This is a genomic window from Thiosulfatihalobacter marinus (genome assembly GCF_016019955.1).
Lineage (GTDB): Bacteria > Pseudomonadota > Alphaproteobacteria > Rhodobacterales > Rhodobacteraceae > Shimia > Shimia marinus_A.
The window spans coordinates 202,296-224,117 of record NZ_JAECRZ010000003.1; the positions used below are offsets into that span (position 1 = coordinate 202,296).

A 21,822-nucleotide genomic window follows, 5' to 3' on the forward strand; every position below is an offset into this window, starting at 1 on the left:
GCCGGTATTCCCAGATGGTTCATCCGGCTCGCCGCTATTGGGAACGCTCCAGAAACGTCACATGCGTGGCGCCGTATTTTCGCTGATCAAGCATCACGAACCCCTCCGGCGCAATCTGCGGGCTGTTTTCTTCCCACATGATCAAGGCCCCCGGCGCGATCCAGCCTCCCGTGACCGCTCCCGCCAGCGCCCGCTCGCCCATGGCCTTGCCGTAAGGGGGATCCAGGAACACAAGGTCAAACCCGTCGCCGTCATGCCCCGGCAGCCGCGTCGCATCGCGCATCACAAGCCGCGCCGCCGCCGTGCTGCGGGTCAGCCGGATATTCTCGCGGATCAACGCGCCGGCCTTGCGCCCGTCATCCACGAAACACACCTCGCGCGCGCCGCGCGACAGCGCCTCCAGCCCCAAGGCCCCTGTTCCGGCGAACAGGTCCAGAACCCGCGCCCCGGTGATCGGATCGCCAAACCTGCCCCCCATCAGTACGTTGAACAGGCTTTCGCGCACGCGGTCTGTCGTGGGTCGCAAATGCGCCCCCGCATCGCCCTTGCCCACGCTGGCCAGCGCCGTGCCGCGAAACTGTCCGGCAATGATCCTCACTGCCGCATCAGCGCCTTCAGGTTGGTTTCCGGGTTCGCCACCTCCTCGGGCGTGGGCGAAATGCCGCTTTCGATCAACCGTTTGCCAATCATGTAATCGCGCGCCGCGTTCATGGCATCCACCGCCAGCAGCGTCTTGCCCCGGTAATACCAGAACGAACAGGACATCCGATCGCCAACCCGCGATACCACCCGATCATATCCGGTGTTCAACCCCGCAATCTGCAATTTCACGTCATACTGATCCGACCAGAACCAGGGGGCGGCCACATACGCCTTGTCCGCGCCCATGATGTTTTCGGCCACCAGCTCGGCCTGATCGATGGCGTTGGGCACGCTTTCCAGCCGGATGCGCGTTCCGCGATAGGGGAACGAGGCGCAATCGCCCGCCGCCCAGATCGCCGGGTCCGAGCTGCGGCCCAGCGCATCGGTCCTGATCCCGTTTTCCAGCTCCAGCCCGGCAGCCTCTGCCAGCGCCGTAGCCGGTGTGATACCCACGCCCACGATCACGAAATCCAGCGCGACGTTGCGCCCGTCCGTCAGAATGGCGCCGTCCACCCGGCCCGCGCCTGTCAGACGCTCCAGCCCCACCCCCTCGTCGATCTTCACGCCATGAGACCGGTGCAGTTCGCGAAAGAAATCACTGGTTTCCGGCGCGGCCACGCGTTGCAGGATACGGTCCGCCATTTCAACCAGAGTCACATCCAGCCCCCGGGACGCGGCCACCGCCGCGGCCTCCAGCCCGATATAGCCCCCGCCCACGATCAGCACGCGCCGGCCCGCCACGAATTCCGGCGCCATGGCATCCACGTCCTTCAGCCCGCGCACGGTATAAACACCCTCCAGCGCGCCACCGATGGCCGCCGGCAACCGGCGCGGCACCGATCCCGTCGTCAGCACCAACTGGTCATAGCCCAGCACGCCGCCGGACGTGATCACCGTCTTGCCAGCCCGGTCTATCGAACGCACCGTTTCATCAAGGCGCAAATCAATCCCGTTTTCGCCGTAAAAACTCTTGGGGCGCAAATACAGCCGCTCCTGCGTCATGTCGCCCAACAGGTACTTCTTGCTCAGCGGAGGGCGCTGATAGGGCGGTACGTGCTCCTCACCGATCAGCGTGATCCGCCCGTCAAACCCCAGGCTGCGCAGCCTGGCCGCACACGAGGCGCCGGCCTGCCCGGCTCCGATCACAACTACGTGGGTCAAGAAGCCCCCCTCTCATTTGCATTTGCGCAATATCGGCATGATCCTATATCGCGGGTTCAGGGAAACACAATGAAAGAGAGGCTCTTGGATGACAATCTCAGTTGGCGACAAACTGCCCACGGGCACGTTGACAAAACTGGGCGCGAACGGCCCGGAAACCGTAGATGTCGAGGGCCTGACCAAGGGCCGCAAGGTGGTCTTTTTTGGCCTGCCCGGCGCATTCACCAGCACCTGTAGCGCGGCCCATTTGCCCAGCTTCATTCGTACGGCCGAGGCATTCCGCGCCAAAGGCGTGGACGAGATCATCTGCATGTCGGTCAACGATCCCTGGGTCATGGATGCCTGGGACAAGTCTGCGGGCGCCTCTAAGGCAGGCATCACCATGCTGACAGACCCGGCCGGGGACCTGACATTGGCCATGGGGCTGGACTTCTCGATTCCCGCCGTGGGCTTCGTCAACCGTGCCCGCCGATTTGCCGCCATTGTCGATGACGGTGTCGTGACGCTTCTGAACGAAGAAACCGAACGTGGCGTGTGCAATTTCACCGCCGGCGAAACCCTGCTCGACGCGCTTTGACACACGCGCCCGGAATTCGATCCGAATTCCGGGACGTTTTCCGTATCGGAAAACGAACGGGCTACAACGTGTCCATCTTGCGGGCCAACTTGGCGTCCAACGACGATATTCCGTCCACGTCATGCGTGGTCAGAACCACCTCCACCCGGTTGTAGACATTGCGCCACTCCGGGTGGTGGTCCCATTTCTCGGCCCACAGCGCCGCCCGGCTCATCCAGCCGAACGCATCGACAAAGCTTTTGAACTCAAAGGTCTTGGTGATCGCGTCGCGCCCCTCGACCAGCGTCCATCCATTGGCAAACAGCGGGCCCAGAACCGCATCGCGGGCTGCCTCGCTCAAGAGTTCCGTCATTCCTTTTCCTCTCTCGTTTCCTTGCGAAACGGCCCCCAGGCCGTCATCACTTCGATCTCTTGCGAAACCGCCGCCCGCTCTGCCGTCAGGTAGCGGTCCACCGCTTCGGCAAACCCCGGATCCGCGATCCAGTGCAAGGACCGCGTTTCAACCGGCACATAGCCCCGCGCCAGCTTGTGCTCGCCCTGCGCCCCGGCCTCCACGCGCTTCAGCCCGTGGCCGATCGCCCAATCCATCGCCTGATAATAGCACAGTTCGAAATGCAGACAGGGGTGATCCTCGACACAGCCCCAGTACCGGCCATACAGGCAGTCCCGGCCGATCAGGTTCATCGCCCCGGCCACCGGCACCCCGTCGCGCAGCGCAAATATCAACAGAATGTCATCGCGCAGCCGCTCTTGCGCGATGTCGAAAAACGCCCGCGTCAGATAGGGCGTGCCCCATTTTCGCGCACCGGTATCCTGATAGAACCGCCACATGGCATCCCAATGCCCGGGGCGGATGGCATCGCCGGTCAGATGCACGATCTCCCCTCCGAATCCCTGCGCGCGCTGCCGCTCCTTGCGCAACGACTTGCGCTTGCGCGAAGACAGCGAAGCCAGGAATTCGTCAAAATCCCCGTAGCCGCGATTTTCCCAGTGATATTGCTGTCCGGTGCGCAGCATCAGCCCCATCGCGGCGCCCGCTTCGGCCTCTGCCACGTCGCAAAACGTGACATGCAGCGACGACAGGCGGTTCTCGGAAGCCACCTGGACCGCCCCCTGCACCAACGCCGATTGCCCGGTGGCCCCGAACCCCGGGCGCACCAGAAGGCGGCGGCCCGTCACCGGGGTGAAGGGCACGGCAATCTGCAATTTCGGATAGTACTGCCCGCCCGCGCGCTCATAGGCGTGGGCCCAGTTGTGATCGAACACATACTCGCCCTGACTATGCGATTTTGCATACATCGGCGCGACGGCAATGATCTGCCCGCTCAGCCGCGCCGTCAGATACCGCGGCTGCCATCCGGTGCCCGGCCCGACAGAACCGCTGTCTTCCAATGCTTTCAGGAAACGATAGGTGGTAAAGGGATCTGTGGGCCGACCGCCCTGTGCGACCTCGGGGCAGGCACAGGCATCCCACTCTGCCATGGGCACGCTGTCCAGCGATGCGTGCAATTCGATCTCGACCTGTCCGCCATCCATGCGCCGTGCCTCCCAACTTCTAGATTGGCACCCGCACCGGCAGGTTCAACCCGGGGCCGAACCGTTGTTCAGCGCCCCGGCTTGGCCAGGTAGCCCTCGAATGTCACGTTGTCCGCCACCTTGCGCGCCTCGGCCTCTTCTTGCGGCGAACGCACGGTCCAGCACAAAACCGACGCGCCAGCGGCCTTCAACCCGGCCACCCGCGCCCGCCCCAGATCACTTGCATGATGGCTGATGAAGGATGCGCCGACCCGGTCGTAATCGGGTATTTCCCGCAACCGATCCCGCGTTTCGGCCCGAAGCTGTGGCCATTCCCCGGCGCTGTATTCCTCGGTCACGATCCCGCGCGGAACCCCGGGCGCAAGCCGCGACATGGCCGCGACGCTTTCGGGATTGAACGACATGAAGGCAAGCGGGCCGCCATAGCCGCGCACCGCCTCTGCCGCTGCCGCTTCCAGAGTACCGACATTCGGCCCCAGCGCCCCATCCTGATCCTTGATCTCGACCAGCAGAGGCACCTGCCCCGCCACCAGCGCCAGCACCTCGGCAAAGCGGGGGACGCCCTCCTTGCCGCCACTCAGCACGATCCCGGCCAGTTCCGCCGCCGTTTTTTGCCGCACAGGCCCCACCGCGCCGGTCAGCCGGTCAAGCCGATCGTCATGAAACACCATCGCCTGCCCGTCACGGGACAATTGCAGGTCGATCTCGATGCCATATCCCCGTGCCATCGCAGCCCGAATCGCGGCCAGGCTATTCTCGGGGCGCCCGTCCCGCACATCGTGCAGGGCACGATGCGCCAGCGGCGTGCTCAGAAATTCGTCTGCCAGCATGAGTCAAACGATCTCGAAAATGCCTTCGATCTCGACGGCGACGCCCAATGGCAACGCCACAGCCGACACCGCCGAACGCGCATGGCGCCCCTTGTCGCCCAGGGCGGCCACCAGGAAATCCGACGCGCCGTTCACCACCTGCGGCTGTTGGGTGAAATCCGCCGTCGAATTCACGAATCCAGTCAGCTTGACCACACGGACCAGCCGGTCCAGATCACCGTCACAGGCCGCCTTGAGCTGCGCCAGCAGGCCGATGGCACAGGTTTTTGCCGCCGCGGCCCCTTCTTCCACCGACATGCCGGCGCCCAGCTTGCCAGTGATGAACCCGTCCGGTCCCATGGACACCTGGCCCGAAACATACACCATGTTGCCCGACCGGACGAAAGGCACATAATTCGCCGCCGGCGCCGGGGCTGTTGGCAGGGTAACGCCCAGTTCAGTCAGCTTCTTTTCGATTGCACTCATGCGTTTGCTCCGTGGCTTGCAGTTTCCGTTGCGACGCTAGCCTGTGACCGCAAGCCGCGAAAGCCCTATTGCACCCCGGGATCAGCCTTCGCGGAACGCCTTGGAAAAATAGTCCGTCAGCGGTTTGAGCAGATAGGCCATAGGTGTGCGATCTCTGGTGCGCAGGAACGCATCCACCGGCATTCCCGGAATCAGCACGGCGTTGCCGGGCAGCTTGTCAATCTCTCCCTCCGCCAGAACAACCTCGACCCTGTAATAGGATTCGCTGAACTCGCTGTCCTGGAAAACATCCGCCGAAATCTGGGTGACATTGCCCACAAGTTCCGGCGTGGTCCGTTGATCGAACGCCGCGAAACGCAACGATACCTCCTGGCCGGGGAAAACCTGATCGACATGAATCGACGGAACCCGCGCCGCCACCACAAGCGGACGATCCTGGGGAACGATGTACAAAAGCGGGTCGGCAGGGCGAATGACCGAGCGCAAGGCGAAAACCTGCATCCCGTAGACGATGCCGGATACGGGCGCACGAATTTCCAAACGCGACAGACGCTCGATCAGGGACCGGCGGCGTTCATTCAGTTCCACCTCTCCCGCGCGCAAATCCCTCAGCCGCGTAATGGCATCTTCGCGACGGGACGAGGTGAGTTTCAGCTTTTCAAGCTCGATCTCGCTCTGGCGGCCTTCGGCCTGGGCGCGCTGCGCTGTAAGCTCGCCCACACGCCCGGCCAACCCGGCCTCTTCCCTGCGCAGGGCCAGAACGCGTGTCGCTTGCGCCAACCCCTTGTCCAGAAGGGATTGCTGATCCTTCAATTCGTCCCTGATCAAGTCCAACTGCGTGCTCAGGGCGCTGCGCTGGGCATCGATGCCAACGATCTGGCTGGCGATCTGTTCCTGCTGCCTGCCCAGCTGTTCCCTGGCTTGTGCAATCGTATCGCGCCGGGCCTCGAACAGCCTTGTCTGGCCTTCCATCAAACCCTTGATCTTGGGATCTATGGCGGCGCGGTCGATCAATTCCTGATCATAGTCGATCTGGTCGCGCTGGTCGCGCTCGGCCTCATACCGGCCCCTTCGCGCCATCCACTCGAACAACTGCCCCTCGACAACCGTCAGGTCCGAAGACAGCAGCGTATCATCCAGCCGCATCAATAGCTGCTCTGCCGCGACAACGTCGCCCTCGTCCACCAGAAGTTCGACAACGATGCCGCCATCCAGATGCTGAACCACCTGACGATTGCGATCCACCTCGACACGCCCCGAGGCAACAATCGCTCCGGCGATCTGGGTTTGCAGCGACCAGGCGCCAAATCCGCCAATCAGAATAGCCAGCGCGAAAACCCCGATGAAAAGCGGGCCGCGTACGGACCAGATTCCAGGCTTCATTGCACCCCTCCCGGCCCCGGCGACGCCTTGAGTGTTTCGTAATTCTGCAAGACTTCCCGCATGACATCTTCCCGCGGTCCGAACGCACGGCGCGCGCCGTTTTCCAGCACCAGCAGCAGGTCGCATTCCTGAATGGCCGCCGGCCGGTGTGCCATGATCAACACGGATCGGCCGTCTTCCTTGGTGGCGCGAATTGCCTTGTTCAACGCAATGGAACCCTCGTTGTCCAGATTGGAATTGGGTTCATCCAACACCAGCAAGACAGGATCGTCATACATGGCGCGGGCCAGGCCGATGCGCTGGATCTGGCCTCCGGACAGACGCCCGCCATGGGCCGTGACCTGCGTGTCATAGCCTTGCGGCAGCCTCAGAATCATATCATGGGCATCGGCGAGCCTTGCAGCCGCCACGATCTTTTCCGGGTCGGCATCGCTCCGCATCCGGGCAATGTTTTCGGCAATCGTTCCGTCAAACAATTCGACGCGCTGAGGCAGATACCCGATATAGCGGCCAAGATCGTCCGGATCATACTGATCCAGGGCCGCGCTATCCAGCCGTACCTTGCCGCCGGCGGCGCGCCACACGCCGGTCAAGGCGCGCGCCAGGGTCGATTTTCCTGCCCCCGAAGGGCCAATCACCCCGATCGCCTGACCGGGGGCCGCCGAAAAACTGATCATGCGCAGCGCCGCTTGCGACTCTCCGGGCGGAACCACCGTCAGTTGCTGGACATCCAGACGGGCCCTTGGCGGCGGCAATTTCGTGCGCGGCTGTTCAGGCGGCACCTCGCCAAGCAACTGCCCCAGGCTGTCCCAGCCTCTGCGCGCGCGCTGCACCAGGGGCCACTGATTGACAGCGATTTCAATCGGGGCCAATGCCCGCCCCATCAGGATAGACCCGGCAATCATGGCGCCCGGGGTGACTTCGCCCTTGAGGGCAAGATAGGCGCCAAGCCCCAGCATGGCGGATTGCAGGAACAACCGGAATGTCTTGGTGGCAACGGCGAAGGCCCCGCCAACATCCGACGCCAGCACCGTCGCTTCCAGCGATTCGGCGCGGACGGTCTGCCAGCGGTCATAGGCCGCCCGCTGCATTCCAATGGCCCGCACCATCTCGGCCTCGTTCTGCAACTGGTCCGACATTCTGGACGCGTTGTGAGACACGGTCGCAGCGCGGGCGACCGGGCGTCTGGTGGCCAGCTGGTTCACCACCGTCGCGGCGATCAATATGCTTCCGCCGACCACGGCGAGCATTCCCAGCCAGGGATGGAACAGCGAAATGCCGAGCAGGAAAAACGGTGTCCAGGGAATGTCAAAGACCGCCATCAGGACCGGGGATGTCATCAGGCGCTGAATGGATTCCAGATCAGACAATCCGGTCTGGGCCTGCGCCGATTGTCCGACCGAGGCCCGCCGCTGAACGGCATCAAAGACCCGCGCGTCCAAACGCGACTGAAACCGCGCCCCGACACGTGCCATGACCCGGCCGCGCGCGAAATCCAGCAATCCCATCATCCCGAACAGGAAAGCCACCAGCAGGGCCAGGGCAAACAGCGTTTCCTCCGACCGGCTGCCAAGCACGCGGTCATATACCTGCAACATGAACAGCGGACCTGTGAGCATGAGCATGTTCACGAAAAAGCTGAAGATGCCGACAGCCCAATACAGCGCCCGGCTTTGTCGGCGGGCCTGGCGCAACTCTTCGAAACCACCGCGCGTCTGCATGATTGCCATCAAATACCCTCTTGCGGGCCGCAACCCGCCCCCTGGTGCCATTGCGGCACTTGACGGCGGGGGCCTGAAGCCCGAACCTGTTTCCAATCTGCCACAGCCTTTCCCGAAACCGATGGTTCGGTTGGGGTACAGCTTTGAATACTCTAAATGAACCTTTGTTGATTAATAGTAGAGAAGACCAGTGCCATTGTCTCGCTCATCTTCGCCGGCGCGCCGCCTGATTGTTCCACTGCTGCTTGGCGCGGCGCTTTTTCTGTCTGCCTGTGCCTCCAAAGACACGGTCAGCCGCTCTGGAATCTACGACCCGCATGAAGAAGCCAACCGCGGCACCCATGAATTCAACAAATCCGTCGATCGGCTGCTGCTGTCGCCCGCGGCCAACGGTTACGGGACAATCTTCCCGCGCCCCGTTCGCACCGGCTTTTCCAATTTTGCAGATCACCTGTCCTTGCCCAACGATGTCATCAACCACACCCTTCAGGGTGACATTGACGCGGCGGCCGGCACGACCATCCGGTTCATCGTCAACACGGTGTTCGGGCTGGCCGGGTTTGTCGATACGGCCACGCTGTTTGACATCCCGCGCGAAGACACCGATTTCGGCGAGACATTGTATGTCTGGGGCGCCGAGGAAGGCCCCTATGTCGAACTGCCCTTCTTCGGGCCGTCCACCCAGCGCGATTCCGTTGGTTTGATTACCGATCTCATATTGAATCCCTTCATCGTCGTGTTCCGCGATCCCACCCGCTATATCGGTGCCGCGGCCTATGTCGTTGATGCGATGGGCAACCGGTATGACTATGACGCGACCATCGACTCGATCCTCTATGAAAGCGCCGACAGCTATGCCCAGGCACGGATTCTTTATTTGCAGAATCGCAGGTACCAGCTTGGAATAGCGGCCGAAGATGTTTACCTCGATTCCGATTTCGACCCTTACGAGGATCCGTATGATGATTTCTGAGTTTTCCCGCCGCGCATTTGTCTCATTCTTTTCTGCCGCCGCACTGGCCGCAGCCCTGCCAACACCGGGCTTTGCGCTGAATGTCGCGCAGGCGGAGGCGCTGATCGACAGGGCCGTGGCGGACATCAATCAGGTGATCAAGTCGGGTAAGCCGCTGAACGGCATGATCCGGGATTTTGAACGGATCTTCGTCAAATACGGCGACGTGCCGATCATCGCCCGCTCTGCGCTTGGCCCTGATGCACGCAGTCTCAGCAATGCCCAGCTGTCGGCCTACACCAAGGCATTTCAGGGCTATATGGCCCGCAAATACGGCAAGCGGTTCAACGAATTTGTCGGTGGACAGATCGATGTTCAGAGCAGCCGCAAGGTCAAGAGCTTTTTCGAGGTGACAACCTCTGTCAAGCTGCGTGGCGAGGCCCCTTTCGAGGTCAACTTTCTTGTTTCGAACAGATCGGGCCAGGACAAGTTCTTTGACATGATCATCGAAGGCATCAGCCTGCGCCTGTCCGAAAAGGCAGAGATCGGCGCCATGCTTGACCGCCGCAAGGGTGACATCAACGCCCTGATCGCAGATCTGAACAACGCGGGCTGAGGCCCGGTTACGCCCCGCGCCTTGCCGCAAGGCCCTGCCCGCACGGGCGCGGCTTTCGCCTGGTCAGTTCCCGCCAAGAATATCCCGGATGATGCCGTTCAACACGTCATCCAGCCCTTTCCTTGCGGGCTTTGGCTTGGGTTTCGGTTTGGCGGCGACAGGCGTAAACGCCGGCAGCGGTGTCGGCTCCAGACCATCATGGACACGCTGCATCACCTCGCTCCAGATCGCTGCGGGCAACCCGCCGCCGGTCACGCCCTTCAGCGGCGTGTTGTCGTCATAGCCCATCCAGACACCGGCAACATATTCGTTGGTGAACCCGATGAACCAGGCATCGCGCGCGGCCTGGGTTGTTCCGGTCTTGCCCGCCACCTGCCAACCGGGCAGATTCGCCCTCTTGCCTGATCCTTCGCTGACCACCTTCTGCATCATCCAGATCAACTCGCGCGCCGCTGCATCGGAAATGACACGCTCGCCTATTCCGCCGCCCGCGCCCATCAGGGGCTGATCTTCGCCCAGCAGTCGCAGCTCGATCAGCCCATATGGCGTTACCGATGACCCGCCATTGAGGATTCCGGCATAGGCCCCGGTCATTTCCAGAAGCGAGCTCTCCGAAGCTCCCAGCGCCAGCGCCGGTCCGGCCGCAAGATCGCTTTGGATACCGAACATGCTGGCTACTGTACGCACGTTTTCGCGCCCCACCGCCTCGGATACCTTGACTGCCGGCACGTTCAGCGAATTCTTGAGAGCAAATTCCAGCGGCACTTCGCCATAATGCTTGCCGGTATAGTTCTTGGGGCACCACTGACCCGAACCCGGTATTTTCAGGCAATAGGGCGCGTCGACAACCGTGTCACTGGAACGCCAGCCCAGATCAAGCGCGGTTGCGTAGACAAACGGCTTGAACGCCGATCCGGTCTGGCGCTTGGCGTGGGTGGCGCGGTTGAACGCCCCCGACACCTTGGTGCGCCGGCCGCCAACCATGGCGCGCACGGCGCCATCCGCGCTCATCACCACGATCGCGGCCTGTGCCTCGGACCCGTCGCGCACCCGGTCTTCGAACACCCATTTCAATCCGTCTTCGGCGGCTTTCTGGATACGCGAATCCAGCGTGGTCTTGAGAATCACGTCCTCGGTGGTGTTGCGGGTAAAGAACTCTGGCCCCGTGCTCATCACCCAGTCGGCAAAATATCCGCCCGCCTTGGCGTCCGCCGCGTCTGACAGTTCCGCCGGGTTCTCCTGCCAGTATGCCGTTTCCTCGTCCGTCAGAAATCCCTGTTCGTTCATCAGGCGCAGCACGGTCGCGGCGCGATCCTGTGAGCGTTGCAGATTCGCAGTGGGCGCCAGCGTGGACGGGGCCGTCAGCAAACCGACCAGCATCGCGCTTTCCGCCGGTGTCAGATTTGCCGCCGGTTTGCCGAAATACCGTTGCGCCGCCGCTTCGGCCCCATAGGCGCCGGCCCCCATATAGGCCCGGTTCAGATAGACCGAAAGGATCTCGTCCTTGGTGTATTTGGCCTCCATCGAGATCGCATAGATGGCCTCCTTGGCCTTGCGCCACAAACTCCCCTGCCGGCAATCGTTCACATAATCCGATTCGCTTTCCCAATCCTTGGGATCATAGTCCACGCCCAGGCACATCAGCTTGGCCGTTTGCTGAGTGATGGTCGATCCGCCATGGCCGTTCAACGGCCCCCGCCCTTCACTCAGGTTGATGCGGATCGCGCTGGCGATCCCGCGCGGGCTGACCCCGAAATGCTGGTAGAACCGCCTGTCCTCGGTGGCGATCAGCGCATTCTTGAGATGCTTGCTGACCGTATCGGCCGTAACCACACCGCCGAACTGATCCCCGCGCCACGCAAACACCTGATCGTTGCGGTCCAGCAATGTCACGGATCCGCGGGCGCGCCCGTCAAGCAGTTCGGTCACGTCCGGCAAGGTCGTGTAGACATATCCGACCGCCAGGCCGAGAAGCAGAAGGAACACCACCGTCACGCGCCAGGTCAGCGCCCAGATGATGCCCCAGATCCATCGCAGCAGCCGATAGAAAAGCGCCGCCACGGGATTGCGCTTTTTCACCGGCTTGCGCCTTGCCGTGCGTTTCCGGGGGGCGGGTTTTGCCTTGGACGGTCGCCGTTTCACAGCCGCCTTGGACGCCGGCCTTGACGGTTTGCCATAGCGTTTCTCGGCCACCAGAGGTGGCTTCCTGCGTCCTGAATCACTCATCCTGCTGCTCTGCCCGGCACATTCTTTGCAATCAGTTTAACCGTATTCCATCGGGATGTAGAGACGTGACGCGCACCGATTGCGTTTTGCACACGCCTATTTTTTGGGCGTCAACGACATTTCGCCCAATATTTAATCATACACATTGATTTTCGCGGCATTTTAGGGCGCAAAGCCTTCGATTCTTCGTCCTCACCGCGCTTTTCTGCACCTGCAAATACGCGGGGCCTGCCTCGCCATGTGAAAGGGGAACAAGGTGAAACTCATTATCGCAACGATCAAGCCGTTCAAGCTCGAGGAGGTCCGCGAGGCGCTGACCGGAATCGGCGTGCGCGGCATGATGGTCACCGAGATCAAGGGGTTCGGATCGCAGTCCGGCCATACTGAAATCTATCGCGGCGCCGAATACGCCGTGAACTTCGTGCCCAAGGTCAAGCTCGAACTGGTCGTGCCCGCGGCCATGGTTGACCAGGTCATCGAAACCATCACCAGCACCGCCCAGACCGGCAAGATCGGCGACGGAAAAATCTTTGTGCTCGACGTGCAGCAGGCCATTCGCGTGCGCACCGGCGAAACGGATGCAGACGCGCTCTGAGCGTCCAAAGGGAAGGAAGACACTCATGAATACCCTGACGAAACTGGCCCTGCCCGCCGCGCTGATCGCGCTGCCGGCGATCGGCTTTGCCCAAGCAGACGGCCCGACGCCCGGCGTGAACGCCTCGACGGACAGCGTTTTCATCTTCAACTCACTCCTGTTTCTGATCGGCGGGATGCTGGTGTTCTGGATGTCGGCGGGCTTTGCCATGCTGGAATCCGGCCTGGTGCGCTCCAAGAACGTGACCATGCAGCTGACCAAGAATGTCGCGCTGTTCTCGTTGGCCGCCATCTTCTATTACCTGATCGGCTATAACCTGATGTACCCGCTGGGCACCTGGTCGGTTGACGGCATCCTGTCGGGTGTGTGGGGGCCGGGCGTGCTTGAAGCCGTGGGCGTCACCGCCGACGCGGCCGACGACTATTCCTATGCCTCCACCGGCTCGGATTTCTTCTTCCAGCTGATGTTTGCCGCCACCACCGCCTCGATCGTGTCCGGGACGCTTGCCGAACGCATCAAGCTGTGGCCCTTCCTGATCTTCGTGATCGTCCTGACCGCCTTCATCTATCCGTTGCAGGCTTCGTGGAAATGGGGCGGTGGCTTTCTGGACGCGGCTGGTTTCCAGGATTTCGCCGGCTCGACCGTGGTGCACTCCGTCGGTGGCTGGGCGGCTCTGACCGGCGCGCTGATCCTTGGTCCGCGTATCGGCAAGTATAACAAGGACGGCAAGACCGTTCCGATCCCGGGCTCGAACCTGACACTGGCAACCTTGGGCACGTTCATCCTGTGGCTGGGCTGGTTCGGCTTCAACGGCGCCTCGCAGCTGGCCATGGGCACCATCAGCGATGTCGCCGACGTGTCGCGCATCTTCGCCAACACCAACGCGGCGGCGGCCGGTGGCGCGATTGCGGCCCTGATCGTATCGCAGCTGATGTTCAAGAAGCCTGACCTGACGATGACTCTGAACGGCGCGCTGGCGGGCCTGGTCTCGATCACCGCCGAACCGCTGACCCCCAGCCTGGGCGCCGCAACCCTGATCGGCATGGCCGGTGGCGTGATCGTGGTCTTCGCGATCCCGATGATGGACAAGCTCAAGATCGATGACGTGGTTGGCGCCATTCCGGTGCACCTGATCTGCGGCATCTGGGGCACCATCGCCGTGGTCTTCACCAACCCTGACGCCTCCTTTGGCACCCAGCTTTACGGCATCATCGTGGTGGGGATCTTCACTGTGGTGGTCTCGGGCATTGCCTGGCTGATCCTGAATGCCGTCATGGGCCTTCGGGTGGACGAAGAGACCGAAATCAACGGTCTGGACATGGCTGAACTGGGCATGGAAGCCTATCCCGAGTTCACCAACGGCTGATCGCCGGTCCTGGACAACACAATCCGAACCCGGGCGGCAACGCCCGGGTTTTTTCATGTCAGACAAGCGACGGGCCACCCGCCATCTCGCGGTCCAGATGCTTCTGCAATTCACCGATCAGGCGCATCTGGGCGCGGCGTTCGGCGCAATCTTGCATTCCCCTCAGCCGCAGTTGCGCATCGGCGATCTGCCGGTTGAGCAGGCTGGCAAGCGAATCGCCGCGTGGTGAAATCGCACCCCGCGCATCGCGCCTGGCAAGTGGCGCCAGGCTGTGCCATCCGTCCGGGCGTTCCGCGGATTTCAGGGCGGCGACAAGTGCATGATGCAGGCGTTTGACCATGACAAGGCTCCTCAGGCTGGCGCGTGGGCGCATGTCCTGAATATGGGGGCGCCGCACCGGTTTTCACGCCGCGCCGCACCCGTTGGCGGAAAGTCGCAAGACTTTGTCGCCTTTGCCAAAACCCGTCGCCCTTGACATACCCAAGTACTTTAGTCAGATTAATCCTGTCGCCAGCCACCCGCCACCGGGAAGCCAAGGGAATATGCCAGATATCCGAGGGTCAAATGACGGTCCAAATGCCACTTTCCACCCAGATAAACGCCACCCCGCTGCACGATGCCACCCGGCTGACAGGCGATAACGGGCTGGCCCATATCCGGCTGGGAGATCAGCTTTACACGTTGCGCATCACCCGCGCCGGAAAGCTGATCCTGACCAAATAGCGCGTACCGAAAGGCCCGGACAACACGCCCGGGCCTTTATGCCGTCCTGCCGTTGCGCGCCCTGCGCCCGGCCCCTGCGGGTGCGTCGCTCAGATTCCAACCTCGATGATCGCCCTGGCCAGCACCGGCACGCTTTGCGCGTTCAGCCCGGCCACGTTCATCCGGCTGTCGCTCACCATGTAGATCGCATGTTCCGCGCGCAGGTTTTCCACCATGTCCGGCGTGGTGCCGATCTGGCTGAACATGCCGCGATGCTGGGCGATGAACCCGAACCGGTCCGATCCGCTCAGCCGCTGCAATTCGTCCGCCAGCTGCTGGCGCAACGCCAGCATCCCCAGCCGCATGTCTTCCAGCTCGGCCATCCAATCGGCCTTCAGCTCGGGATCGGTCAGGATTTCCGTCACCACCCGCGCGCCGTGATCCGGCGGAAAGGAATAGTTCTGCCGGTTCAGGTGGTTCAGATTGCCCTGGGTAATGGCGGTGGTGTCCGCTTTCTCGCCCATCGCGATCAACAGCCCGGTCCGCTCGCGGTAGATGCCGAAATTCTTCGAACAGCTTGCCGCGATCAACAGCTCGGGCACCGAAGACGCCACCAGCCGCGTCGCCGCCGCATCCTCTTCCAGCCCGTCGCCAAAGCCCTGATAGGCAATGTCGATCATCGGCAGACAGCCCTTTTCGTTGATCAGGTCGATCACCGCCTGCCATTGGGTCAGGTTTAGGTTCGCGCCGGTCGGATTGTGACAGCACCCATGCAGCAACACCACGTCATCCGATGTCACATCGGCCAGGTCTTCCATCATGCCTTCGAAATCCACGGCGCGGGTTTCGCTGTCGAAATAGCGGTACTTGACCACCGGAATGCCCAGATAGCCCAGGATGCTGACATGGTTGGGCCAGGTGGGATCAGACACGAACACGCGCACGTCCGGGTTGGCCAGCCGTACCAGCTCGAATGCCTGGCGCACGGCCCCGGTGCCGCCCGGCGTTGCCACCGCCGCCAGCCGCTCGCGCGCGACGCTGTCGGCCAGCAGAAGATCGGTCATCGCCGTGCCATAGGCCGGATCCCCGGCCAGCCCGACATAGGCCTTGGATGTCTGCTGCTGGACCAGCCGCGCCTCGGCCGCCTTGACCGCACGCATCACCGGGGTCACGCCCTCGGCGTTCTTGTACACCCCCACGCCCAGATCAATCTTGGTCGGGCGCGGATCCTCGCGATACATGGACATCAGGCCCAGAATCTTGTCCTTGGGCTGTTCTTTCAGATTGGTCAGCATCATGCTTCTCCGGTGGCAATGGGAAGAGTGGGAAAGGCGCCCCACTCGGTCCAGGAACCGTCATAGACGGCATAATCGGTCTTGCCGAAACGCTCCATCGCCAGCGCCAGCACACAGGCCGTCACGCCCGATCCACAGCTGGTGATCGCCGGCTTCGCAAGATCAACCCCCGCCGCCTCGAACACGGCCTTCAGCACGTCGGGCGCCTTCATGGTGGCGTCGTCGTTCAGCAACGCGGTATAGGGCACGTTTTTCGATCCGGGGATATGCCCCGAACGCAGGCCCGCGCGCGGCTCTTCCGCTTCGCCACAAAAACGCGGCGCGGCGCGCGCGTCGATGATCTCGTGATCGCCCAGCTTGCTGGCGGCGGCCACTTGCGTGACATCGCGCACCAGATGGTTCTGGCGGCGCACCGTCATATGCCGGTCGCGCACCACAGGCGGCAGATCTTCCAGCGGGCGGCCTTCGGTCTTCCACTTTTCCAGCCCGCCATCCAGAACGGCCACGTCATTCTGCCCCATCAGCCGGAACAGCCACCACACCCGCGCCGCCGAAAACGCGCCGTTGGTGCCATACACCACCACCTGATGTCCGTCGCCCACGCCCATGGCGCGCATCCGGCTCATGAATTTTTCCACCGGCGGCGCCATATGGGGCAGATCGCTGCGCAGATCGCTGATCTCGTCAATGTCAAAGAACCGCGCGCCGGGGATATGCCCGGCGTCATACTCGGCCCTGGCATCGCGATTTTCCGCCGGCATGTGCCAGCTGGCGTCAATCACCCGCAGGTCCGGGTCTTTCAGATGCGCCGCCAGCCAGGCGGTGGAAACCAGCGTCTTGGGATCGTCCTGTGCCATCAATACCCCCGGGTCAGAGTCGATCCCCTGCCTACTACCGGGCGCCCCGCGAGGCAAGGCCGCAACCCCGCCTGGGCGGCATGAACCGGGTGTCAGTCGCCGTGCCGCAGCAGGCGCTGTTTCTGACGGCCCCAGTCCCGCTTGGCCTCGGTGGCGCGCTTGTCATGTATCTTCTTGCCCCGGGCGATGCCGATCTTCAGCTTGGCCAGCCCCTTGTGGTTGAAATACATCACCAGCGGCACCAGCGTCATGCCCTTGCGCTGGGTCGCGTTCCACAGGTTGGCCAGTTCCTTGCGGCTGACCAGCAACTTGCGCCTGCGCCGCTCGGTATGTGGAAACATGGCGCGCTCGTAGGGGGCAATATAGGAATTCACCAGCCACAATTCGCCATTTTCCACCGCCGCATAGCTTTCGGCGATATTGGCGGATTTTTCCCGCAGGCTTTTCACCTCGGACCCCGACAGAAGGATCCCGCATTCCAGATCGTCCTCGATCGCATAATCGAAACGTGCCCGCCGGTTCTCGGCGATCACCTTGTAGTTCGGATCGGTTTTTTGCTTTTTGCTGGCCATGACCGCAGAGAAATAGCGCGCGGCTTGGCCGGTGTCCATGGGGTTCGAACCCACAGCTTCACCGCGGCGCAAAAACCGTCACGCCGGGACTCGCAATAAGAACAAAAGGTGAATATCATACAGAATCGCCATGGTTGCCGAACTTTGCATCACGTCGAACTTCACCTTTCTCACCGGGGCCTCCCACCCCGAGGAGTATATGCGCCGTGCGGCCATGGCCGGGCTCGGCGCGATTGCGATTGCCGATGTGAACAGCGTGGCCGGAATCGTGCGCGCCCATACCGAGGCGCGCGAAATTGCCCGCAAGGTGCACGAGCGCCAGCGGTTTGATGCCGAAACCGGGCTGATCGGCCCGCCCTGCCCCGATGGGCTGGACCGTCCCGAAAGCGCGCCGATCTACGCGGTGCCCCGGCTGATGCCGGCGGCGCGGCTGGAATTCACCGATGCCCCGCCCGTGACCGTTCTGCCCGAAACGCGGCGCGGCTGGGCCAGCCTGTGCCGCGTCGTGTCCAGGGGGCGGCTGCGGGCCGAAAAGGGGCGCTGCCTGCTGACCCTGTCGGACCTGCTGGATTTTGCCGAAGGGGTACAGCTGATCCTGCACCCGGCAAGCCGGGGGCTGGCGGGGCCGTGTGGCGAAAGCGGCTGGGCGGCGCATCTGCCCCGGCTGGCGCGCCGCTTTGCCGGGCGGATGCAGCTGGCGCTGACCCCCGGCTATGATGGCCAGGACGTGGCCCGCTTCGCCGCCCGCGCAAGGGAAGCCGCGCGCCTGGGGCTGCCGCTGGTGGCCACCGCCGCGCCGCTCATGCATCACGGGCGCCGCCGCCGGCTGGCGGATGTGCTGGGCGCGGTGCGGCTGGGGGTGCGCGTGGATGCGCTGGGGCGCGAGGCGCTGGCCAATGCCGAACAACGGCTGCGCAGCGCCCCCGAAATGGCGCGGATTTTCGCGGGCTACGAAACGGCGCTGGCCCGCACGGACTGGCTGGCGGCCACCTGCACCTTTTCGCTGGACGAACTGCGCTATGAATATCCCGGCGAGGTGGCACAGGACGAAACCGCCGGCGAACGGCTGCGGCGGCTGGCCCATGAAGGGCTGCGCTGGCGCTATCCGCATGGCGCGTCGGAAAGGGTGCGCGCCATGCTGGAACATGAACTGGCCCTGATCTCCAGGTTGAATTACGAGCCCTATTTCCTGACCGTGCGCGACGTGGTGGCCTTTGCCCGCGCGCGCGGCATCCTGTGCCAGGGGCGGGGCAGCGCGGCCAACTCGGTGGTGTGCTACTGCCTTGGCGTGACCTCGGTGTCCCCCGAAATCGGCACCATGGTCTTTGAACGCTTCGTCAGCGAGGCCCGCGACGAACCGCCCGATATCGATGTCGATTTCGAACATGAACGGCGCGAAGAGGTGATCCAGTGGATTTACGAACGCTACGGGCGCCATCGGGCCGGCCTGTGCGCCACGGTGGTGCATTACCGGGGCAAGCGCGCCATCCGCGAGGTGGGCCGCGCCATGGGGCTGACCGAAGACACCATTTCCGCGCTCAGCTCACAACTCTGGGGGTTTTTTTCCGCCGCCGGGCTGGAAGACGCCCGGATGCGCGAAATCGGGCTGGATCCGACCGACCGGCGCATGCGGCAGACCATGGAGCTGGTGCACGAGATTATCGGCTTTCCGCGCCACCTGTCCCAGCATGTGGGCGGCTTCATCATGACCGAGGGGCGGCTGGACGAACTGGTGCCGATCGAAAACGCCACGATGGAAGACCGCACCGTGATCTGCTGGGACAAGGACGATATCGACAGCCTGGGCATCCTGAAGGTGGATGTGCTGTCCCTGGGGATGCTGACCTGCATCCGCAAGGCATTTGACCTTTTGCATCACCACCACCGGCAGGATCTGACCCTGTCCACCATCCCGCCCGAGGATCCCGCCGTCTATGACATGCTGTGCAAGGCCGACAGCATTGGCGTGTTCCAGGTGGAAAGCCGCGCACAGATGAATTTCCTGCCCCGGATGCGGCCGCGCAATTTCTATGACCTGGTGATCGAGGTGGCCATCATCCGCCCGGGGCCGATCCAGGGCGATATGGTGCATCCCTATATCCGGCGCCGCAATGGCGAAGAACAGGTGACGTTCCCCTCGGATGCGCTGGGCGAGGTGCTGGGCAAGACGCTGGGCGTGCCGCTGTTCCAGGAACAGGCGATGCAGATCGCCATCATCGGCGCGGGGTTCTCTCCCGAAGAGGCAGACCGGCTGCGCCGCTCCCTGGCCACGTTCAAGAAACACGGCAGCGTCAGCACGTTCCAGAACCGCTTCATGCGCGGCATGAAGGCCAACGGCTATGACGCGGAATTCGCCGCGCGCTGCTTTTCCCAGATCGAGGGGTTCGGCTCCTATGGCTTTCCCGAAAGCCACGCGGCCTCTTTCGCGCTGCTGGTCTATGCCAGCGCCTGGATCAAATGCCACCACCCGGGCATCTTTGCCTGTGCCCTGCTGAATTCCCAGCCGATGGGGTTCTACGCGCCCGCCCAGATCGTGCGCGATGCGCGTGATCACGGGGTCATTGTGCGGCCCGTCGACATCAACGAAAGCTACTGGGACAACGTGATGGAACCGGACGGGCATGGCGGGCTGGCGCTGCGGCTGGGCTTCCGGCAGATACGTCGCCTGCGCGAAGAGGACGCGGCCTGGATCACGGCGGCGCGCGGCAATGGCTATCTCACGGTCGAAGATGTCTGGCGCCGCGCCGGGGTGGCGCCGCATGTGCTGACGCGGCTGGCCGAGGCCGATGCCTTTGCCGGGCTGGGGCTGCAACGGCGCGCGGCCCTGTGGGAGGCCAAGGCGATCACCGCCGAAAAGCCGCTGCCCCTGTTTGCCGGGGACATGGATGGCGAGGGCATCATCGAACCGCCCCCCCAACTGCCCGGGATGAGCGAGGGCGAACAGGTGGTCGAGGATTACGTGGCAATGCGCCTGACCCTGCGCAAACACCCGGTGGCACTGTTGCGGCATCTGCTGACCCCGGATCGGACGGGCGCGGCCAACACAACCGCAGCCGCCGGTTGAGAGGGGGGAATGAGTATTTTTGGAACAATGAAAGCGAAAAGGCCCTTTCATTGTTCTTCAAATACTCAAAAACACCGGCGCCCCACGCGCTCAGGCCAAGGGGAGTGTGCGATAAAGCTTTACCCTCAGGCCGCCATGCGCCACTGGCGGCCCCGGCTCCACAAAGGGCAGGTCCGTCGCCTTTGCCAGCCCCGGCTCGGACGTGACGATTCCAACGCGCCAGCCCGAAAACCGCGCCTTCAGCGCGGCACCCAGCCCGGCATGCAGCCCGTAAAGCCCCTTCTTGTCGCCGATACGCGCGCCATAGGGCGGGTTCACGATCACCAGCCCCGGCACATCCACCGGCGGGGCGATGTCGCTGGCCGGTTTCACCCCGAACCCTGTCCAGTCTGCCACCCCGGCGCGGGCCGCGTTGGCGCGGGCCATCCCGATCGCCCCGGAATCGCGGTCCGATCCGAAACAGCGACGCTGCGCCGGCAGGGCCGGTGTCGGCGCGCGCATCGCCTCCCATGCGTCGGCATCGAATGTGGCCAGGTGTTCGAAGGCAAAGCGACGCGACCGCCCGGGGCGCAGTCCCGCCGCGATCTCGGCCGCCTCGATCACAAAGGTGCCCGCGCCGCACATCGGATCGAACACCGGCCCGGATCCGTCATACCCCATCTGTCGCAGGAACAGCGCCGCCATGGTTTCTCGCATCGGCGCCTTGGCCACGGCCTCCTTGTGGCCACGCTTGTGCAGGCTCTCACCCGAGCAATCCAGGCTCAGCGTGACCATGTTGTCCTCGATCCGCACCTTCAGCACCACCGGCGCATCGGGCGCGGTGACAATGCCCGCCTCCTGGAACAGCGCCCGTTCGATCCGTTCCGCCGCGGCGCCCTGATGGTAGATCTTCGACTTGCGCGAGGTTGCATCCACCTTCACCGGCACATCCGCACTCAGGAACTGCCCCCAGGGGAAGGCGCGCGCGCGGGTCTCCAATGCGCCAAGGCTCATCGCCTGGAACGCGCCGATCCGCGCCAGCACCCGCACCGCACCACGCAGATCCAGGTTGGCCCGCCAGACATCGTGCCAATTGCCCCGAAACCGCACGCCGCCGGGCATCATCTTGGGCTTGGCAAACCCGGCGTCACGCACCTCTTCCACCAGGGCTTTCTCAAGTCCCGGCGGGGCAACAAGGAATATCTCAAACTTCTTCATGCCCCGTCTCTCCCCTGTTACCGGACCTTCGGCGACCCAATTGAGTGCGCGCGCCGGACTACGCT

The 21,822-nt window shown here is 63.2% G+C and carries 21 protein-coding genes; 7 read left to right on the forward strand and 14 right to left on the reverse strand.

Annotated features, from left to right (window positions below; translation table 11 throughout):
* Positions 1-34: 34 nt before the first annotated feature.
* Together rsmD and I3253_RS06320 are read right to left on the reverse strand one after the other, a co-directional pair.
* A complete protein-coding gene (gene rsmD / locus I3253_RS06315; RefSeq protein WP_197916798.1) occupies positions 35-598 on the reverse strand; it encodes a 16S rRNA (guanine(966)-N(2))-methyltransferase RsmD in 564 nt (187 codons plus the stop codon).
* On the reverse strand, positions 595-1,803 hold the full coding sequence (locus tag I3253_RS06320) for an NAD(P)/FAD-dependent oxidoreductase (protein ID WP_197916799.1): 1,209 nt from the start codon (positions 1,801-1,803) through the stop codon (positions 595-597). The genes rsmD and I3253_RS06320 overlap by 4 nt, the downstream gene beginning before the upstream one ends.
* An 88-nt stretch (positions 1,804-1,891) precedes the next feature.
* Between I3253_RS06320 and I3253_RS06325 the strand changes: the two genes are divergently transcribed.
* Positions 1,892-2,380: a peroxiredoxin gene (locus I3253_RS06325; RefSeq protein ID WP_197916800.1), complete on the forward strand. Its 489-nt coding sequence runs from the start codon at positions 1,892-1,894 to the stop codon at positions 2,378-2,380.
* Positions 2,381-2,441: 61 nt separating this feature from the next.
* Here I3253_RS06325 and I3253_RS06330 read toward each other — a convergent pair whose 3' ends face one another.
* The 6 genes from I3253_RS06330 to I3253_RS06355 all read right to left on the reverse strand — a co-directional run bounded on the left by I3253_RS06330 (position 2,442) and on the right by I3253_RS06355 (position 8,324).
* On the reverse strand, positions 2,442-2,732 hold the full coding sequence (locus I3253_RS06330; RefSeq protein ID WP_197916801.1) for a 4a-hydroxytetrahydrobiopterin dehydratase: 291 nt from the start codon (positions 2,730-2,732) through the stop codon (positions 2,442-2,444).
* Entirely contained in the window at positions 2,729-3,916 is a 1,188-nt protein-coding gene (locus I3253_RS06335) for a GNAT family N-acetyltransferase (RefSeq protein ID WP_197916802.1), read from the reverse strand. The genes I3253_RS06330 and I3253_RS06335 overlap by 4 nt, the downstream gene beginning before the upstream one ends.
* A 68-nt stretch (positions 3,917-3,984) precedes the next feature.
* Positions 3,985-4,746 carry a glycerophosphodiester phosphodiesterase family protein gene (locus I3253_RS06340; protein WP_197916803.1) on the reverse strand — a complete coding sequence of 254 codons (762 nt, stop codon included), beginning with the start codon at positions 4,744-4,746 and terminating at the stop codon, positions 3,985-3,987.
* Positions 4,747-4,749: 3 nt separating this feature from the next.
* A complete protein-coding gene (locus I3253_RS06345) occupies positions 4,750-5,211 on the reverse strand; it encodes a RidA family protein (RefSeq protein ID WP_197916804.1) in 462 nt (153 codons plus the stop codon).
* A gap of 81 nt (positions 5,212-5,292) precedes the next feature.
* A complete protein-coding gene (locus I3253_RS06350; RefSeq protein ID WP_197916805.1) occupies positions 5,293-6,594 on the reverse strand; it encodes an HlyD family type I secretion periplasmic adaptor subunit in 1,302 nt (433 codons plus the stop codon).
* Positions 6,591-8,324 (reverse strand): type I secretion system permease/ATPase, encoded by a 1,734-nt coding sequence (locus tag I3253_RS06355; protein ID WP_232236939.1) that lies wholly within the window; start codon positions 8,322-8,324, stop codon positions 6,591-6,593. Before I3253_RS06355 ends, I3253_RS06350 begins: the two co-directional genes overlap by 4 nt.
* A 187-nt stretch (positions 8,325-8,511) precedes the next feature.
* Between I3253_RS06355 and I3253_RS06360 the strand changes: the two genes are divergently transcribed.
* Together I3253_RS06360 and I3253_RS06365 are read left to right on the forward strand one after the other, a co-directional pair.
* Positions 8,512-9,288, forward strand: a complete 777-nt coding sequence (locus tag I3253_RS06360; protein ID WP_232236940.1) for an MlaA family lipoprotein — start codon at positions 8,512-8,514, stop codon at positions 9,286-9,288.
* Positions 9,278-9,883 carry an MlaC/ttg2D family ABC transporter substrate-binding protein gene (locus I3253_RS06365; RefSeq protein ID WP_197916956.1) on the forward strand — a complete coding sequence of 202 codons (606 nt, stop codon included), beginning with the start codon at positions 9,278-9,280 and terminating at the stop codon, positions 9,881-9,883. The genes I3253_RS06360 and I3253_RS06365 overlap by 11 nt, the downstream gene beginning before the upstream one ends.
* A gap of 63 nt (positions 9,884-9,946) precedes the next feature.
* Here I3253_RS06365 and I3253_RS06370 read toward each other — a convergent pair whose 3' ends face one another.
* Positions 9,947-12,109, reverse strand: coding sequence for a transglycosylase domain-containing protein (locus tag I3253_RS06370; RefSeq protein WP_197916806.1), 2,163 nt, complete (start codon positions 12,107-12,109; stop codon positions 9,947-9,949).
* Between the two features lie 256 nt (positions 12,110-12,365).
* Between I3253_RS06370 and I3253_RS06375 the strand changes: the two genes are divergently transcribed.
* Together I3253_RS06375 and I3253_RS06380 are read left to right on the forward strand one after the other, a co-directional pair.
* A complete protein-coding gene (locus I3253_RS06375; RefSeq protein WP_197916807.1) occupies positions 12,366-12,704 on the forward strand; it encodes a P-II family nitrogen regulator in 339 nt (112 codons plus the stop codon).
* A 25-nt stretch (positions 12,705-12,729) separates the two neighbouring features.
* A complete protein-coding gene (locus I3253_RS06380) occupies positions 12,730-14,070 on the forward strand; it encodes an ammonium transporter (protein WP_197916808.1) in 1,341 nt (446 codons plus the stop codon).
* Positions 14,071-14,128: 58 nt separating this feature from the next.
* Here the strand turns inward: I3253_RS06380 and I3253_RS06385 are convergent, their stop codons facing one another.
* Positions 14,129-14,410 carry a hypothetical protein gene (locus I3253_RS06385; protein ID WP_197916809.1) on the reverse strand — a complete coding sequence of 94 codons (282 nt, stop codon included), beginning with the start codon at positions 14,408-14,410 and terminating at the stop codon, positions 14,129-14,131.
* A gap of 236 nt (positions 14,411-14,646) precedes the next feature.
* Here I3253_RS06385 and hemP point away from each other — a divergent pair, with 236 nt between their 5' ends.
* Positions 14,647-14,793 (forward strand): hemin uptake protein HemP, encoded by a 147-nt coding sequence (gene hemP, locus I3253_RS06390; RefSeq protein ID WP_232236941.1) that lies wholly within the window; start codon positions 14,647-14,649, stop codon positions 14,791-14,793.
* A gap of 89 nt (positions 14,794-14,882) precedes the next feature.
* Here the strand turns inward: hemP and I3253_RS06395 are convergent, their stop codons facing one another.
* The 3 genes from I3253_RS06395 to smpB form a co-directional block, all read right to left on the reverse strand.
* Positions 14,883-16,067: an amino acid aminotransferase gene (locus tag I3253_RS06395; protein ID WP_197916811.1), complete on the reverse strand. Its 1,185-nt coding sequence runs from the start codon at positions 16,065-16,067 to the stop codon at positions 14,883-14,885.
* Positions 16,067-16,924: a 3-mercaptopyruvate sulfurtransferase gene (gene sseA / locus I3253_RS06400; protein ID WP_197916812.1), complete on the reverse strand. Its 858-nt coding sequence runs from the start codon at positions 16,922-16,924 to the stop codon at positions 16,067-16,069. Before sseA ends, I3253_RS06395 begins: the two co-directional genes overlap by 1 nt.
* A 92-nt stretch (positions 16,925-17,016) precedes the next feature.
* Entirely contained in the window at positions 17,017-17,496 is a 480-nt protein-coding gene (gene smpB, locus I3253_RS06405) for an SsrA-binding protein SmpB (RefSeq protein ID WP_197916957.1), read from the reverse strand.
* 130 nt (positions 17,497-17,626) lie between these two features.
* Here smpB and I3253_RS06410 point away from each other — a divergent pair, with 130 nt between their 5' ends.
* Positions 17,627-20,560 (forward strand): error-prone DNA polymerase, encoded by a 2,934-nt coding sequence (locus I3253_RS06410; protein WP_197916813.1) that lies wholly within the window; start codon positions 17,627-17,629, stop codon positions 20,558-20,560.
* Between the two features lie 90 nt (positions 20,561-20,650).
* On the opposite strand, the gene I3253_RS06415 is transcribed toward I3253_RS06410, so the two are convergent.
* A complete protein-coding gene (locus tag I3253_RS06415; RefSeq protein WP_197916814.1) occupies positions 20,651-21,757 on the reverse strand; it encodes a THUMP domain-containing class I SAM-dependent RNA methyltransferase in 1,107 nt (368 codons plus the stop codon).
* Positions 21,758-21,822 lie beyond the last annotated feature (65 nt).